The organism is Roseovarius atlanticus, from assembly GCF_001441615.1.
Lineage (GTDB): Bacteria > Pseudomonadota > Alphaproteobacteria > Rhodobacterales > Rhodobacteraceae > Roseovarius > Roseovarius atlanticus.
The window spans coordinates 565,820-578,690 of sequence record NZ_LAXJ01000002.1 but is presented as its reverse complement, the minus strand read 5'-3'; the positions used below and the strand labels follow the sequence as shown (position 1 = coordinate 578,690).

Annotated in this window: 15 protein-coding genes; 5 read left to right on the top strand and 10 right to left on the bottom strand. The window is 65.8% G+C overall.

Annotated features, from left to right (window positions below):
• Positions 1-27: 27 nt before the first annotated feature.
• Positions 28-732, top strand: coding sequence for a methyltransferase domain-containing protein (locus XM53_RS03185; RefSeq protein ID WP_057790152.1), 705 nt, complete (start codon positions 28-30; stop codon positions 730-732).
• 315 nt (positions 733-1,047) lie between these two features.
• Here the strand turns inward: XM53_RS03185 and accC are convergent, their stop codons facing one another.
• Positions 1,048-2,400 carry an acetyl-CoA carboxylase biotin carboxylase subunit gene (gene accC / locus XM53_RS03180; RefSeq protein ID WP_057790150.1) on the bottom strand — a complete coding sequence of 451 codons (1,353 nt, stop codon included), beginning with the start codon at positions 2,398-2,400 and terminating at the stop codon, positions 1,048-1,050.
• A gap of 10 nt (positions 2,401-2,410) precedes the next feature.
• Positions 2,411-2,914 carry an acetyl-CoA carboxylase biotin carboxyl carrier protein gene (gene accB, locus XM53_RS03175; RefSeq protein WP_057790148.1) on the bottom strand — a complete coding sequence of 168 codons (504 nt, stop codon included), beginning with the start codon at positions 2,912-2,914 and terminating at the stop codon, positions 2,411-2,413.
• A 281-nt stretch (positions 2,915-3,195) separates the two neighbouring features.
• Between accB and XM53_RS03170 the strand changes: the two genes are divergently transcribed.
• A complete protein-coding gene (locus XM53_RS03170; RefSeq protein ID WP_057790341.1) occupies positions 3,196-4,665 on the top strand; it encodes a class I adenylate-forming enzyme family protein in 1,470 nt (489 codons plus the stop codon).
• Between the two features lie 126 nt (positions 4,666-4,791).
• Here XM53_RS03170 and XM53_RS03165 read toward each other — a convergent pair whose 3' ends face one another.
• On the bottom strand, positions 4,792-5,208 hold the full coding sequence (locus XM53_RS03165; RefSeq protein ID WP_057790146.1) for a hypothetical protein: 417 nt from the start codon (positions 5,206-5,208) through the stop codon (positions 4,792-4,794).
• 49 nt (positions 5,209-5,257) lie between these two features.
• A complete protein-coding gene (locus XM53_RS03160) occupies positions 5,258-6,460 on the bottom strand; it encodes a pyridoxal phosphate-dependent aminotransferase (RefSeq protein WP_057790144.1) in 1,203 nt (400 codons plus the stop codon).
• Positions 6,461-6,559: 99 nt separating this feature from the next.
• On the opposite strand from XM53_RS03160, the gene XM53_RS03155 reads away from it, so the two are divergent.
• From XM53_RS03155 to XM53_RS03145, 3 genes are all read left to right on the top strand, one after another.
• A complete protein-coding gene (locus tag XM53_RS03155; protein ID WP_057790142.1) occupies positions 6,560-6,955 on the top strand; it encodes a helix-turn-helix domain-containing protein in 396 nt (131 codons plus the stop codon).
• An 8-nt stretch (positions 6,956-6,963) separates the two neighbouring features.
• The gene (locus XM53_RS03150) at positions 6,964-7,221 is read left to right on the top strand and encodes an FAD assembly factor SdhE (protein WP_057790140.1); all 258 of its coding nucleotides are present in this window, start codon (positions 6,964-6,966) and stop codon (positions 7,219-7,221) included.
• Between the two features lie 108 nt (positions 7,222-7,329).
• Positions 7,330-7,830 carry a MarR family winged helix-turn-helix transcriptional regulator gene (locus XM53_RS03145; RefSeq protein WP_057790138.1) on the top strand — a complete coding sequence of 167 codons (501 nt, stop codon included), beginning with the start codon at positions 7,330-7,332 and terminating at the stop codon, positions 7,828-7,830.
• 89 nt (positions 7,831-7,919) lie between these two features.
• Here the strand turns inward: XM53_RS03145 and XM53_RS03140 are convergent, their stop codons facing one another.
• The 6 genes from XM53_RS03140 to XM53_RS03115 all read right to left on the bottom strand — a co-directional run bounded on the left by XM53_RS03140 (position 7,920) and on the right by XM53_RS03115 (position 12,841).
• Complete coding sequence (locus tag XM53_RS03140) at positions 7,920-8,684, bottom strand: DUF1194 domain-containing protein (RefSeq protein WP_057790136.1); 765 nt, start codon at positions 8,682-8,684, stop codon at positions 7,920-7,922.
• A complete protein-coding gene (locus XM53_RS03135) occupies positions 8,681-9,385 on the bottom strand; it encodes a DUF1194 domain-containing protein (RefSeq protein ID WP_057790134.1) in 705 nt (234 codons plus the stop codon). Before XM53_RS03135 ends, XM53_RS03140 begins: the two co-directional genes overlap by 4 nt.
• Positions 9,382-9,990 carry a DUF1287 domain-containing protein gene (locus XM53_RS03130; RefSeq protein WP_057790132.1) on the bottom strand — a complete coding sequence of 203 codons (609 nt, stop codon included), beginning with the start codon at positions 9,988-9,990 and terminating at the stop codon, positions 9,382-9,384. Before XM53_RS03130 ends, XM53_RS03135 begins: the two co-directional genes overlap by 4 nt.
• Positions 9,990-10,418: a VOC family protein gene (locus XM53_RS03125; protein ID WP_057790130.1), complete on the bottom strand. Its 429-nt coding sequence runs from the start codon at positions 10,416-10,418 to the stop codon at positions 9,990-9,992. The genes XM53_RS03130 and XM53_RS03125 overlap by 1 nt, the downstream gene beginning before the upstream one ends.
• An 85-nt stretch (positions 10,419-10,503) precedes the next feature.
• A complete protein-coding gene (locus XM53_RS03120; RefSeq protein ID WP_144435430.1) occupies positions 10,504-11,889 on the bottom strand; it encodes a surface lipoprotein assembly modifier in 1,386 nt (461 codons plus the stop codon).
• Positions 11,870-12,841 carry a hypothetical protein gene (locus tag XM53_RS03115; RefSeq protein WP_057790125.1) on the bottom strand — a complete coding sequence of 324 codons (972 nt, stop codon included), beginning with the start codon at positions 12,839-12,841 and terminating at the stop codon, positions 11,870-11,872. The genes XM53_RS03120 and XM53_RS03115 overlap by 20 nt, the downstream gene beginning before the upstream one ends.
• Between the last annotated feature and the right edge of the window lie 30 nt (positions 12,842-12,871).

Below are 12,871 nucleotides of genomic sequence, written 5' to 3'. Positions count from 1 at the left end.
TGCACGGTGCATGGCAAAGGAGATGACATGGACGGCCTGAACGACACGCCCGCCCCGGGCACATCTGACGAAAACGGCGCGGTGCAAGACACACTGCGACAGCGGGCCAACCGGCGCCAGGCGCGGTACGGGATGCTGTTCGACTGTTTCCGCCACGTGATCACCGACAGCAGCGTGCTCTACCTTGGTGCGGGCGATGGCCACTGGTGTGCCGACCTCGCGCAGGCCGGCGCGTTGCAGGTCGTGGGGGTCGAGGCGCAGGCGGACCTTGTCGCCCGGTTCGAGGATCTGCCCGCGATCGGTGCCCGCGAACGCGTCGAGATGCGCCATGCCGCCCCGCTCGATTTTCTGCAGGACGCCGCCGACAGGGCCAGGCGGTTCGAACTGGTGGTGCTGATGGACGTGCTGCGCGATGTCGGCGACCTCTACGGCATCCTTGCCGATGTCGCGGCGCTGCGCCCCCGGATGGTGCTGGGCGACGGGATGGTGGCGAATTCCGACGATCCCATCCTGCGGCTGGAACCGCGCCGCGCCACCGGTGGCACGGCCCGTCCGCCGCACATGATCCCCAGCCGCGGTGCGATCACCCAGGCCGCCGAGGCGGCGGGGTTCGAGGTGGACTGGACAGACTGGACCCAACTGCCCCCGGCCCTGCGCGACGGCCTGTCGGATTACTACCGCACCGGGCCGATCTGCCGCGCAAGCTTCACGCTGATTGCCAGGGACAGCTAAGCGGACGGCACGGGGGATGCGGGCCGAGGCCCTGATGCGTCTCGCGATACGCCTGAAACACGGCGTGCCCATGCAACGCCGCGCGACACTCAATCGGTGCGCGTGTTTCGCCTTCGGCTGATGCCTCGGGGCATTGGCGAAACGCTCTCGGTCGGCGCGATGTCGGACGGGCGGTCGGGCGTGTGCCGCAGGCCTCGGAAAAGCAATTGCCCCGAAACAGACGCGTTCGGACGTGGCGCGGACGGCGTAAAGCGTCCTTACCGGGCACGACCTCGCGCGTCTTCCTTGCGGGGTTGCCGGCCTTGCGGGCCGGGCTCAGCCGTCTTGCAGGTTGGTTTCCAGCCAGTGTTCCAGCCAGTGGATGTTGTAGTCGCCCGAGTGGATGTCGGCCTCCTGCAACAGCGCGTGAAACAGCGGCACCGTGGTATCGACACCGTCCACGATCAGCTCGCCCAGGGCGCGGTTCAGCCGCGCCAGCGCGGTGGCACGGTCCTGGCCGTGGACGATCAGCTTGCCGATCAGTGAATCGTAATAGGGCGGGATCGAATAGCCGTCATAGAGCGCCGAATCCATGCGCACGCCCAGGCCCCCCGGCGCGTGGAACTGCGTGATCCTGCCCGGCCGGGGCGAAAAGGTCGGCAGCTTCTCGGCGTTGATGCGCACCTCGATGGCGTGACCGTTGATTTTCAGATCCTCCTGGGCAAAGGACATCGGCAGCCCTTCGGCCACACGGATCTGTTCCTGCACCAGGTCGACGCCGAAGATCGTCTCGGTCACCGGGTGTTCGACCTGAAGCCGGGTGTTCATCTCGATGAAATAGAATTCGCCCTTCTCGTACAGAAACTCGATCGTGCCCGCGCCGGCGTAATTGATCTTGGCCACCGCATCGGCGCAGATCTTGCCGATCCGGGCGCGCTCTTCCTCGGTGATGCAGGGGCCGGGGGCCTCCTCGAACACCTTCTGGTGCCGCCGTTGCAGCGAACAGTCGCGCTCGCCCAGATGCACCGCGCGCCCCTTGCCGTCGCCGAAGACCTGGATCTCGATATGGCGCGGCGTGGTCAGGTATTTCTCGATATAGACCTCGTCATTTCCAAAGGCCGCCTTGGCCTCGGACCGCGCGGTCAGAAAGGCGCTTTCCATGTCGGCGGCGGTCTGCGCCACCTTCATGCCGCGCCCGCCACCGCCCGCGGTGGCCTTCACGATCACCGGATAGCCCATCTCGTCGCCCAGGGCCTTGGCCGCGGCCAGGTCCGGCACGCCGCCCTCCGATCCGGGCACGCAGGGCACACCAAGCGCCTTCATCGTATCCTTGGCGCTGATCTTGTCGCCCATGATGCGGATATGCTCGGCGGTGGGGCCGATGAAGATCAGGTCGTGGTCCTCGACGATCTGCACGAAATTGGCGTTCTCGGACAGAAAACCGTAACCGGGGTGAATGGCCTGCGCGCCCGTCACCTCGCAGGCGGCGATGATCGACGGGATCGACAGGTAGCTTTCGGTGCTTGGCGGCGGCCCGATGCAGACCGATTCGTCGGCCATGCGCACATGCATCGCGTCGGCATCGGCGGTGGAATGGACCGCGACGCTCTGGATGCCCATCTCGCGCGCGGCGCGGATCACCCGCAGGGCGATCTCGCCCCGGTTTGCCACAAGGATCTTGTCGAACATCGCCTGGCCCTTATTCGATGATCATCAGGGGGGCGCCGTATTCCACCGCGGCGCCGTCCTCGACCAGGATGCGCTTCACGGTCCCGGCACGGGGGGCGGGGATGTGGTTCATGGTCTTCATCGCCTCGACGATCAGCAGCGTGTCGCCCTCGGCCACCTGCTGGCCGACCGAGACAAAGGCAGGCGCGCCGGGTTCGGCCTGCATGTAGATCGTGCCGACCATGGGCGAAGTGACCGCGCCGGGATGGCTGGCCGGGTCCTCGGTCTGCGCGGCAGGCTCGGAGGCCGGTGCGGCCGCCGGGGCGGACGGCGCGGCAGAGGGGGCCGGGGCAGGCGCCGCCATCTGCTGAACCACCTTTTGCTTGCGGCTGACGCGGACATTCAGCGTGTCGTCGTCGCCGTATTCGCGCTTGACCTCCAGTTCGGTCAGGTCGTTGTCGTTCAGCACTTCGGCCAGCGCCTTGATAAACGCCACATCCGCGTCGTGGTTCGTCTTGGAAGTCTTGTCCGGCATCCCGTATCCTCGAAGCTTGGGTCGCGGCCCGCTGTCCCGTCCGGCCACGCCTGTCTTGTTTTGCGCGCTTATAGGCCAGGACGGGCCCACTTGAAAGCGCCTATTTGCAAGGAAATCTGGGGCATTTGGCGCCGGATTGCGAGGGGAAAATCAATGGCATCGCGCGCCGGTGGCTTTTCGCCATCCAAGGCGCGCGGCGCGATGGCCGGGCAGAGTTTGCGATTGCACAGACCGGCGGTCGCGGAAACACTGGCGGCACCAGGTCGGCCGCGAGGTTGCGCATGAACATCGCCCATTGGCTTGAGCGCCAGGCAGAGACACGCGGGACCGCGCCCGCGCTTTTCCACGGCACGCAAAGCGTTGCCGATTACGCCGGGCTTCACGCCCGTGCGGCCGCCTTCGCCGGCGGACTGGCCACGCGCGGCTTGCGTCCCGGCGACCGCGTGGCGCTCTTCATGGCGAACCATCCCGATTACCTCGTGGCGCTTTATGGCTGCTGGATCGCCGGTGCGGTGGCCGTGCCGGTCAACGCCCGCCTGCACGGGCAAGAGGTGGCCTGGATCCTTGACAATGCCGGGGCGTCGCTCTGCATCGCGACAGGCGCTCAAGCCGAGACGCTGCCGGGCGTCGCCTGTCCGGTCGCAGCGCCGGAGGAAATCACGGGCAACGCGCTATCCCTCGTGCCGCGGGCGCCGTCGGATCTGGCCTGGCTTTTCTACACCTCGGGCACCACAGGGCGGCCCAAAGGCGTGCAGATCACCCACCGGATGCTTCAGGCAATGAGCCTGGCCTACCTCGCCTCGGTCGATACGGTCGGCCCCCAAGACACCACGCTCTACGCCGCGCCGATGAGCCACGGAGCCGGGCTCTACAGCCTGGTGCATGTCCTCATGGGCGCGCGCCACGTGGTGCCCGAAAGCGGCGGCGTGGACCCGGGCGAGATCCTCGACCTCGCGGCGCATTTCGGACGGGTGCACATGTTCGCCGCGCCCACGATGGTCCGCCGCCTGACCGACCATGCGCGCGAGCAGCGCCGCGACGGCACCGGCCTGCGCAGCATCGTCTACGGCGGCGGACCGATGTACGTGGCCGATATCGAGGCGGCGCTGGACGTGTTTGGCCCGGTTTTCATTCAGATCTACGGCCAGGGCGAGGCGCCGATGGCGATCACCTCGCTGAGCCGCGAGGACGTGACCGCGCGCCGCGCACTTGCCACCGTGGGCCGCGCCCAGGCCGGGGTCGAACTGCGCGTGGGCGACGCGGCGGGCAACCCCCTGCCGCCTGGTGCTGTGGGCGAGATCATGGTGCGCGGCGACCTGGTAATGCCGGGCTACTGGCGCAACGACGCCGCCACGGCCGAGACCATCCGCGACGGCTGGCTGATGACCGGCGACATGGGGTGCCTCGATGCCGAGGGCTATCTCACGTTGCAGGACCGCTCGAAGGACGTGATCATCTCGGGCGGGCAGAACGTCTATCCGCGTGAGGTCGAGGAGGCGCTGCTGACCCACGCCGACGTTTCCGAGGTGGCCGTGGTGGGCCGCAAGAGCGCCGAATGGGGCGAGGAGGTGGTGGCTTTCGTGGTGCCCAAGGGAGAAACGCTGGATGAGCCTGCGCTCGATGCCCATTGCCTGGCCCGGATTGCCCGTTTCAAGCGTCCCAAGGCCTATATCACGGTCGAGGAACTGCCCAAGAACAACTACGGCAAGGTGGTCAAGACCGCGCTGCGCGAACGGCTGTCGCAGGACTGAAGACGGGGGCGGAAATTTGCAAATTTCCGCAGCATTTTCTTGCAAGAAAATGGAACAGGATTTGCGTAAATCCTGTTCCGGAAAATACGCATTTTCCGGGCCAATTTCCGCGCGGAAATTGGTGGCTTAATCGTCGTCCTTGTCCTCGGCCAGCATCCGGTCCGCCTTCTTGCGCACCAGCACCGTCCGCAGGTCGTGCATCGCCAGCAACAGCGCGTCGGTCACGTCTTCCAGCTGCTCGGCCGTGGCCCGCGATTGCGCCCAATGCGTGGTCAGGTTCAGGTAGTCCACCGCGCGGTGAATGTCGTCGATGTCCCGCCGCGCCAGCAATTCGGTGCGCGCATCCATCCATTCCTTGATGACCCGCGCATCCTCATCCGAAAGCTCGCGGTCGCCATGGGGCTTGACCTGGCCGTTCTTGATGTTGATGACCGCGATCTGGTCCATCTCGATCCGCCGCTGGCGGTTCTCGGTGTCCACGCGAAACACGAACGCCCCGTTTTCACGGACACGGAAGTAATAGTCTGGCAACTCGCCGCTCAAGCGGGTCTCCCATGCGTCTCGATGTGGCGTCGGTTAATCGCCTGACTCACTACGACAATTTCCCGCAAAAGTCCTCTATCCGGGCGCAGGCCTCCTTCAGCGCGGCATCCGATGTGGCATAGCTGACACGGAAATAGGGCGACAGGCCGAAGGCCGCGCCATGCACCACCGCGACGCCGGTTTCCTCCAGCAGCGCTGTCACGAAGGCCTCGTCGCTGTCGATCCGCGTGCCGCCTGCGCTGGTCTTGCCGATCAGGCCCTCAATCGACGGATAGACATAGAACGCCCCCTCGGGCCGCGGGCAGGTGATGCCCGGAATCGCGTTCAGCGCGTCGACCACCAGGTCGCGGCGGCGCACGAAGATCTCGTTATGTGGCGCCAGAAAATCCTGCGTGCCGTTCAGCGCCTCGACCGCCGCCCACTGGCTGATCGAACAGGGGTTCGAGGTGGATTGCGACTGGATCTTGCGCATCCCGCCGATCAGCACCTCGGGGCCGGCGGCATAGCCGATCCGCCAGCCGGTCATCGCATAGGCCTTGCTGACCCCGTTGCAGGTCAGCGTGCGCTCGTAAAGGCCCGGCTCCACCTGCGCCGGCGTGCAGAAGCGGAAATCGCCATAGGCCAGATGTTCGTACATGTCATCGGTCATCACCCAGACATGGGGATGCCGCATCAGCACATCCGTCAGCGCCTTCAGGTCGTCCCAGGAATAGCCCGCGCCGGTGGGGTTCGACGGCGAGTTGAAGATGAACCAGCGGGTCTTGGGCGTGATCGCCGCCTCCAGCGCCCGCGCTGTCAGCTTGAACCTGGTCTCGATCCCCGCCTCGACGATCACAGGCGTGCCGCCCGCCAGCGTCACCATGTCCGGGTAGCTGACCCAGTAGGGCGCGGGGATCACCACTTCGTCGCCCGGGTTCAGCGTGGCCATCAGCGCGTTGTAGAGGATCTGCTTGCCGCCCGATCCGATGCTGACCTGCGCGCGCGTGTAGTCCAGCCCGTTATCCCGCTTGAACTTGGCGCAGACCGCGTCCTTCAGCTCGGGGATGCCGTCGGGCGCGGTATAGCGCGTGCGGCCCTGCTCGATGGCGCGGATGCCTGCCGCGCGGATGTTTTCCGGCGTGTCGAAATCCGGCTCGCCCGCGCTCAGGCCGATCACGTCCTCGTCCGCGGCCTTCATTTCCAGGGCCTTGGCGGAAATCGCCATGGTCGGCGAAGGTTTCACGCGGGCCAATGTCGCGGATAGCGGATTCATGTCGCACCTCGGGTGGTTTTTCGGCTGTGGTCTTCGTAGGTCATGGCCCGTATGCTAGGCAAGACGCATTCGATGGGCCAACCCCCGGAAAGGAAGATCATGACCGCCGAGACGCAAACTGACTGGTTCGATCCCGATGCCACCACCTTTGGGGACCGGCTTGCGGGCGCACGCGAGGCGGCGGGCATGACGCAAAAGCAACTGGCACAGCGCCTGGGCGTCAAGCTCAAGACCCTTCAGGGGTGGGAAGACGACATCAGCGAACCGCGCGCCAACAAGCTGTCGACCGTGTCGGGCCTGCTGAATGTCAGCCTGCGTTGGCTTCTGATGGGCGAGGGCGACGGCCCCGACGCGCCCGCCGATACCGAGGCCGATGCCGACGTGACCGCCATGATGACCGAGATCCGCGCCCTGCGCACCCAGATCGTCGGCACCGCCGAACGGCTGGGCCGGCTGGAAAAGACCCTGCGCAAGGCCCTGCAGGACCGGGTCTGATACAGCCCGTGACCGAGACCGGCGACACCAGGCTGAAGCGGCTGCGAATGCGGTCGATGCGACGCGGCACCAAGGAAATGGACATCCTGTTGATGCGCTTCTCCGAGGCGCGTCTGGCCGCGCTGTCACCGGCCGAGCTGGACCTTTACGAGGTGCTGCTGGAGGAAAACGACCAGGATCTTTACCAGTGGATCACCGGGCAGACCGCGCCGCCGGCGCACCTGGCCCCGCTGATCGGGCAGGTCCGTGCCGTCTCCGCCGGGTGACGCAAGCCGTAAAATAGCTCGCATTTTACACTGTATTGGCGGCATTTAACCGATTATTCGGCTTTATTTGCAAAACCGGTCTCCGAGCAGTATCGCATGGAGACGAGGATGAGTTTTCAACAACAAATGCCGACTGCCGTGCAGTCGGACGGGTTCATGACGGGGTATCTCGATGCGCTGTCTTTGGTAGAGCGGCTGCACCGGCTGCTTCTGGATGTCATCAAGGACGAGTTCGAGCGGATCGGCGTGTTGGAGATCAACGCGGTGCAGGCGCTGCTGCTCTTCAACGTGGGCGACAACGAGGTGACGGCGGGAGAACTCAAGACGCGCGGCTATTACCAGGGCAGCAATGTCAGCTACAACCTCAAGAAGCTGGTCGAGATGGATTACATGCATCACCAACGCTGCGAGATCGACCGCCGCTCGGTCCGCGTGCGGCTGACGCAGAAGGGGCGGGGCATCCGCGACGTGGTGGCGGGCCTGTTCGAACGGCACGCCGAAGGGCTGCAATCGCGCGGTGTCATCACCCATGACGGCATCGACCAGATCACCGGCGCCCTGCGCCGGGTCGAACGCTACTGGACCGACCAGATCCGTTATATCTACTGAAACGGATCGCGAAAAACCTGGGAGTCAGCTTATCGCGAAGCGCTGCGCACTTTTCGAGTGATGCACGCGCTTCGCCTTTGGCTGAAAACTCAGGGCAAATGCGAAACGCCTTGAGGCAGGCGCAGGCCCGCGGGCTGTGGCGGCACGAGCCGGGACAGGTTCGGCAGTTGCAGCTCGCGTATCAGCTTGCGGCGCATGGCGGCGGCAAAATCGGCATGGTCCTCGGCCACCTCGGCAAAGGCGCCGGGCCCTTGCAGGATGAAGGCCCGGTAGTAGCCTTCCAGCGATTTGACATTGTGCAGGTTCTTCGAGGTGTTCGAGCGCGATTGCGGCCCGATCACCAGCCCGTTGACGGTCACATCCCCAAGATCGGCGTCGTTCAGGTCGCGCGGGTGCAGCCCGATATTGGCCGGCCCGTCGCCCGAGATGTCCAGCGTTCGGCGAAAACACCCCGCCTGACGGTTCAGCGCCGCGACACCGTAGAGGATCGCCGCGCTGATCGCCGTGGTCGGATCGTCGCCCTTGGCCTTGCGCGTCGCGCGCAGGCGGGCCGCAACCTCAGCCAGCCGCGCCGCGCGGTCGATCTCGGTCCAGTCCAGCAGCAGGCGCTGGTCCCGAACGCCGCTCCATTCAAAGATCATCAGGCGCACCGGCGACTCTGGCACGGCCAGAAACGCCTCCTGCACATCCGGCGCCAGCAGTGCCGCGGCCAGCCCGTCGGTTTGCAGACGGTATTCCGTCGCATCGACCGATCCCGACACATCCATCCCCAGCGCCAGCGCCTGCCGGCACTCGGCCTGGCCCAGCCCCGGCCACAGCGCGGCACAGGCCAGCACCGCCGCCCGCGCTCTCATCCGTGCGGTCCCGGCCGCGTCACGCTGCCAAGGATGATGTCGTTGATTTCACGGTAAAGTTTCCGGGTCATCGCCTCGGTGAACTCGTCGAACCCATTGGCCACCACCAGAAACGCGCCCGGCCCGTGCAGCACCTCGGCCCCGTACCATGTCAGCACGCTGGGGTCCTCGCCCAGCACCACCAGTCCGTTCACGGTGACGTCCTGCATCGGGAAATGCCGGTAGGCCTCGCGCGGGCCGTAGCGATAGTTGTTCACCCCGTCGCCCGACACGTCGATCACCCGCCGCTCGCAGACCGGCCCGTTCTGCAAAAGGCTCGCGCCATACCCCAGCGCCGGCCCCATCGAGGTGGGAAACTCGTCATGGCTGCGCCGCATCTTCAGCAGGGTCTCGACCGCGGCGTCGATCGCGGCGGGGCTGTCGAGCACCGACCAGTCCAGTTGCAGCTTGTGCTGGTAGAACCCCGACCATTCGTAAACTGCCAGCGCCACGTGCCCCGGTGCCCCCCGCAGGATCGCGTGACGCACCTCCTCGGCATCGAGCGCGGCGGCCAGCCCGACCCGTTGCAGATCATACTCGGCGGCATCCACCGACGACGACACATCCACCGCCAACACCAGCGCCAGCCGGCACCCCTCGGCCCCGGCCCGGATCGGCAGCAGCGCCAAGAGCGCAAGGGCCAGGGCGCGCCACGCCCTCATTGCGCCAACGCCCGCAGCCGATCCCGCGCCGCCGCATCCAGCCGCGCGCGCAGCACCATGTCATGGTCGAACAGGATGTCCTCGGTCCGCGTCCCCCGACCGATGTTGTGCGTCACCAGCGGGCGCGCGCCATCAGCACTGCGGCCCTCGGCCACGATCCCGACATGCGGCAGGCCCGATCCCGCCAGCCGCCAGCTGACGATATCGCCTGGCGCGAAATCGTCCGGGTCATCGCTCGGTTCCCCCGCCGCGCCGATCCGGCGCAGCAGGGTTTCCAGGTTCGGCACCCGCCGGTGGTCGATGTTGCGGTCGGTCGTGCTCAATCCCCAAAGGGCGGGGTAGGCCCCGAAATCGGCCTTCATGTCGCGATTGACCGCCAGTTGCAGGTCGATCCCATGCGCATCGCGCAAGGCCCGGATCGAAACATCGGTGCACACACCGCGGTCGCGCGGCACGTCCCCGCCGGGAAACTCCAGCCCCACATAGGCCGGGTCATAGATCACTGTCACGCCCACCTGCTCCGCCGCCGCCTGGGCCAGCGGGTCTGCGAGGGCAGGCGTGGCGGCCAGCGCCGCCAGGACGAATGCAAGGCGGCGCAGACCCATCACCAGTGCCCGGTGTTTTCCATGCTGGCCCAGGGCTCGGCGGGCTCCAGCGCGTCGCCTTCCTGCAATAGCTCGACCGAGATGTTGTCGGGGCTGCGCACGAACGCCATGTGCCCGTCGCGCGGCGGGCGGTTGATGGTCACGCCGTTGTCGGCCAGATGCTGGCACATCTCGTAGATGTTATCGACGCGGTAGGCCAGATGTCCGAAATGCCGGCTGTCGTCGGGCAGCGCGTCGTCGCCGTCCCAGTTGTAGGTCAGCTCGACCGGGCATTCCTCCTGCCCCGGAGGCGCCATGAAGATCAGCGAAAAGCGGCCCTCGTCGCTGTCCATCCGCCGGGTCTCTTTCAGGCCCAGCAGTTCGTAGAACGCCATGGATTTTTCCAGGTCCTTCACCCGGACCATCGTGTGCAGGTATTTCAGCGCCATAAGCGTGCGGCTCCTTTTTCGTGTTTCGGGTTCCCAGCCACAGTTAGCCGAAAGCGCCCCGCTGTCCAGAGCGGGGCAGGGGCCGTCAGAATTCCGAACGGATGCCGAAACTGACCGAGGTTTCGTCCACGTCGAAGCGGCTGATGTTTGAGCGCGTCTGTTCGGCGTTCAAAGACACCGTCGGCACGAACCCCATATAGCTCCAGTCCTGAAAACTGGCCGTCACCCCGCCGAAGGTGCTGTTGTCACTGCGCCCGCCTGGGACGGGGCCGATGATCTGGTAGCGGTCGTAATCCACGATGCTGTGGCCCAGCTGAAAGCTCAAGAGCGCGGGTCCGATCTCGCGCCCCATCGTGTAGCTGACGATCCCGGTCCACTGGTCGCGCGCCTGGTTCACTCCGTCGGTGTCGGTGGTGCGGTAATTGAGATACCCGCCTATCCGGGCACCGTTCGCCAGCTTGTAGCTCAGCTGCGCGAACCCTTCGTATTGCGTGGCGTCGTTGTAGGGCCAGGTCTCGTCTTCCTGAAACTCCACCGCGCCGCCAAAGCTGAGGCGCGAGTTCTCGCCAAGCCGATTGTGCCGTTCGATCCCAAGCCGCGCGAAATCGTAAAGCGGGCTGTCGCCGTACCAAATGCGCCCGCCGGTCAGGTCGAACTCCCACTGGCCGCGCTTCGACGGGTCGACCAGGATATGGTTCACCCCGGCCTGCAACCGCGTGGACGAAATGTCCGATCCGCTCAGCCCCGGCACGGCATTGTTGAATTTCACCTGCCGCGTATAGGCCCGCCCGGTCAGCCGCGTCATGAACCGCTCGCCATAGGCAATGCGGTAGCTGGCCTGCAGATCGGTCGTGGCGACGATGCCGTCGATGGCCTGCGCGCTGGGTGACAGCACGCCCACCACCGGCACGCCGTCGATGATATTGTATGGGCTGTTGGAGCCGTTGTTGACATTGTCCGACGGCGAGACCGAGAATTTCAAGTTGAAATTCAGCGGGTTGTGCGCGCGCACCGTGCGGAACGCCTTAATCGAGTCCTTGCGCACCTCCTCGGTCGGGGCGTGCTGCACCGCGCGGCGCAGCCAGAACTGCGACAGGGTCAGCCGGTCGTCGGCATAGGCCATCTGCGAGGCCAGATGCGCCGCCTCGTATTTCTGCACCTGTGTCTGGGCCGTATTGAACGCCTTGCGCGCGGATTTGCGACCGAACCCATAGGCCTTGACCTGGGCGAAGGCCAGCGCCTGGGTGTAATGCGCCTGTCCGTCGCGCGGATTGGCCTGCAGCAGGCCCTCGCTCAGCTGATACGCCAGTTTCGGGCGGTTCTGCTTCAGCGCCTCGACGGCCAGCGCCTGCGCCTGGGGCAGGGATATCTCCACGCTGTCTTCGGCCGGGGCCGAAAGACCCCAGGCCGAAAGCGCCGCCATCAGCGCCAATGCGGCGGCACCGCGTGCGTTACGGGTTGGTGCCGGCACAGCCCACGGTATCTTGGACAGGTTGGCCACACTGGTCGAGCACGAAGACACCGTATTCCTCTTCCGAGTCGGCACCCAGTACGACGTCGTTCGGTCCGTCGAACTCTTCAAGGCGCACGATACCGGCCACGCCGGAGGCGTTTGTCCCGCCGAAGATCCCGCCATACGACCCTATGGTCTGGCCGACAACGTTTTCCCCGGGAAACTCGCTGCTTTCGTATTCCACCGACCCCAGGAAGGTGCCTTCGCTGTCGATCGGCGTATTGATCAGCACCAGTGACGGCAAGGCGATGCCGCCGTCGACGATCTGGCGATTGATGACGTTGCCTTCGACCGCACCATCGGCGAAGTCTGCGTTCAGGAAAACGCGGCCGGTGACCTCGGCGGCCTGTGACGGCCGCAACTGGCCGGGGGTGGTGCCGGGCACGGGCGCCAGGTCTTCGCTGCTGCCGTTGCCATTGGTGACACCTACATAATTGCCGGCATAGCTGACCTGCCCCGTGCCGGGAGAATAGGCGCCGTCGCGTTCGTAGAAGCCACCGCCGAAAAATCGGTTGCGCGGTCCGCCCGAAACGGCGATGCCGCCACGCACGCCAGAGCCGTTGTTCGCCTCGGCGGCATAGGCCGTCACATGGCGGTCAAGGGGGTCGTCCTGGTACGTGTAGGCCTGATAGCCGTTCCGGTCCAGACCCGGGCGGCGCCGATAGGTCAGCGGAACGGGCGTGCCGTCCTGTGTCAGGCCCGTCACTGTCATTGTTCCAGCGGTCGCGTTGAAGCTGATGCGGCCCACGTCGCCGGCCAGCGCGGTCGGGATACCCGCGTCAGTAACCGGGTTGTCTTCGTCCGGCACGGTCGGGTCCGGTGCCGTAGGGTCGGGATCGAACGGGTTGCTGCCCCCGCCACATGCCAGCAGGAACGCCGGCAGCACGAGTGATGCCACGAAACGGTTCATGATGAGTACTGCCCTCAATATGTGTTCGTT

Excerpts from the sequence above, each read along its gene's own strand:
- XM53_RS03185 (WP_057790152.1), top strand. The coding sequence starts at position 28 with ATGGACGGCCTGAACGACACGCCCGCCCCGGGCACATCTGACGAAAAC.
- accC (WP_057790150.1), bottom strand. The coding sequence starts at position 2,400 with ATGTTCGACAAGATCCTTGTGGCAAACCGGGGCGAGATCGCCCTGCGG.
- accB (WP_057790148.1), bottom strand. The coding sequence starts at position 2,914 with ATGCCGGACAAGACTTCCAAGACGAACCACGACGCGGATGTGGCGTTT.
- XM53_RS03170 (WP_057790341.1), top strand. The coding sequence starts at position 3,196 with ATGAACATCGCCCATTGGCTTGAGCGCCAGGCAGAGACACGCGGGACC.
- XM53_RS03160 (WP_057790144.1), bottom strand. The coding sequence starts at position 6,460 with ATGAATCCGCTATCCGCGACATTGGCCCGCGTGAAACCTTCGCCGACC.
- XM53_RS03155 (WP_057790142.1), top strand. The coding sequence starts at position 6,560 with ATGACCGCCGAGACGCAAACTGACTGGTTCGATCCCGATGCCACCACC.
- XM53_RS03145 (WP_057790138.1), top strand. The coding sequence starts at position 7,330 with ATGAGTTTTCAACAACAAATGCCGACTGCCGTGCAGTCGGACGGGTTC.
- XM53_RS03140 (WP_057790136.1), bottom strand. The coding sequence starts at position 8,684 with ATGAGAGCGCGGGCGGCGGTGCTGGCCTGTGCCGCGCTGTGGCCGGGG.
- XM53_RS03135 (WP_057790134.1), bottom strand. The coding sequence starts at position 9,385 with ATGAGGGCGTGGCGCGCCCTGGCCCTTGCGCTCTTGGCGCTGCTGCCG.
- XM53_RS03130 (WP_057790132.1), bottom strand. The coding sequence starts at position 9,990 with ATGGGTCTGCGCCGCCTTGCATTCGTCCTGGCGGCGCTGGCCGCCACG.
- XM53_RS03125 (WP_057790130.1), bottom strand. The coding sequence starts at position 10,418 with ATGGCGCTGAAATACCTGCACACGATGGTCCGGGTGAAGGACCTGGAA.
- XM53_RS03115 (WP_057790125.1), bottom strand. The coding sequence starts at position 12,841 with ATGAACCGTTTCGTGGCATCACTCGTGCTGCCGGCGTTCCTGCTGGCA.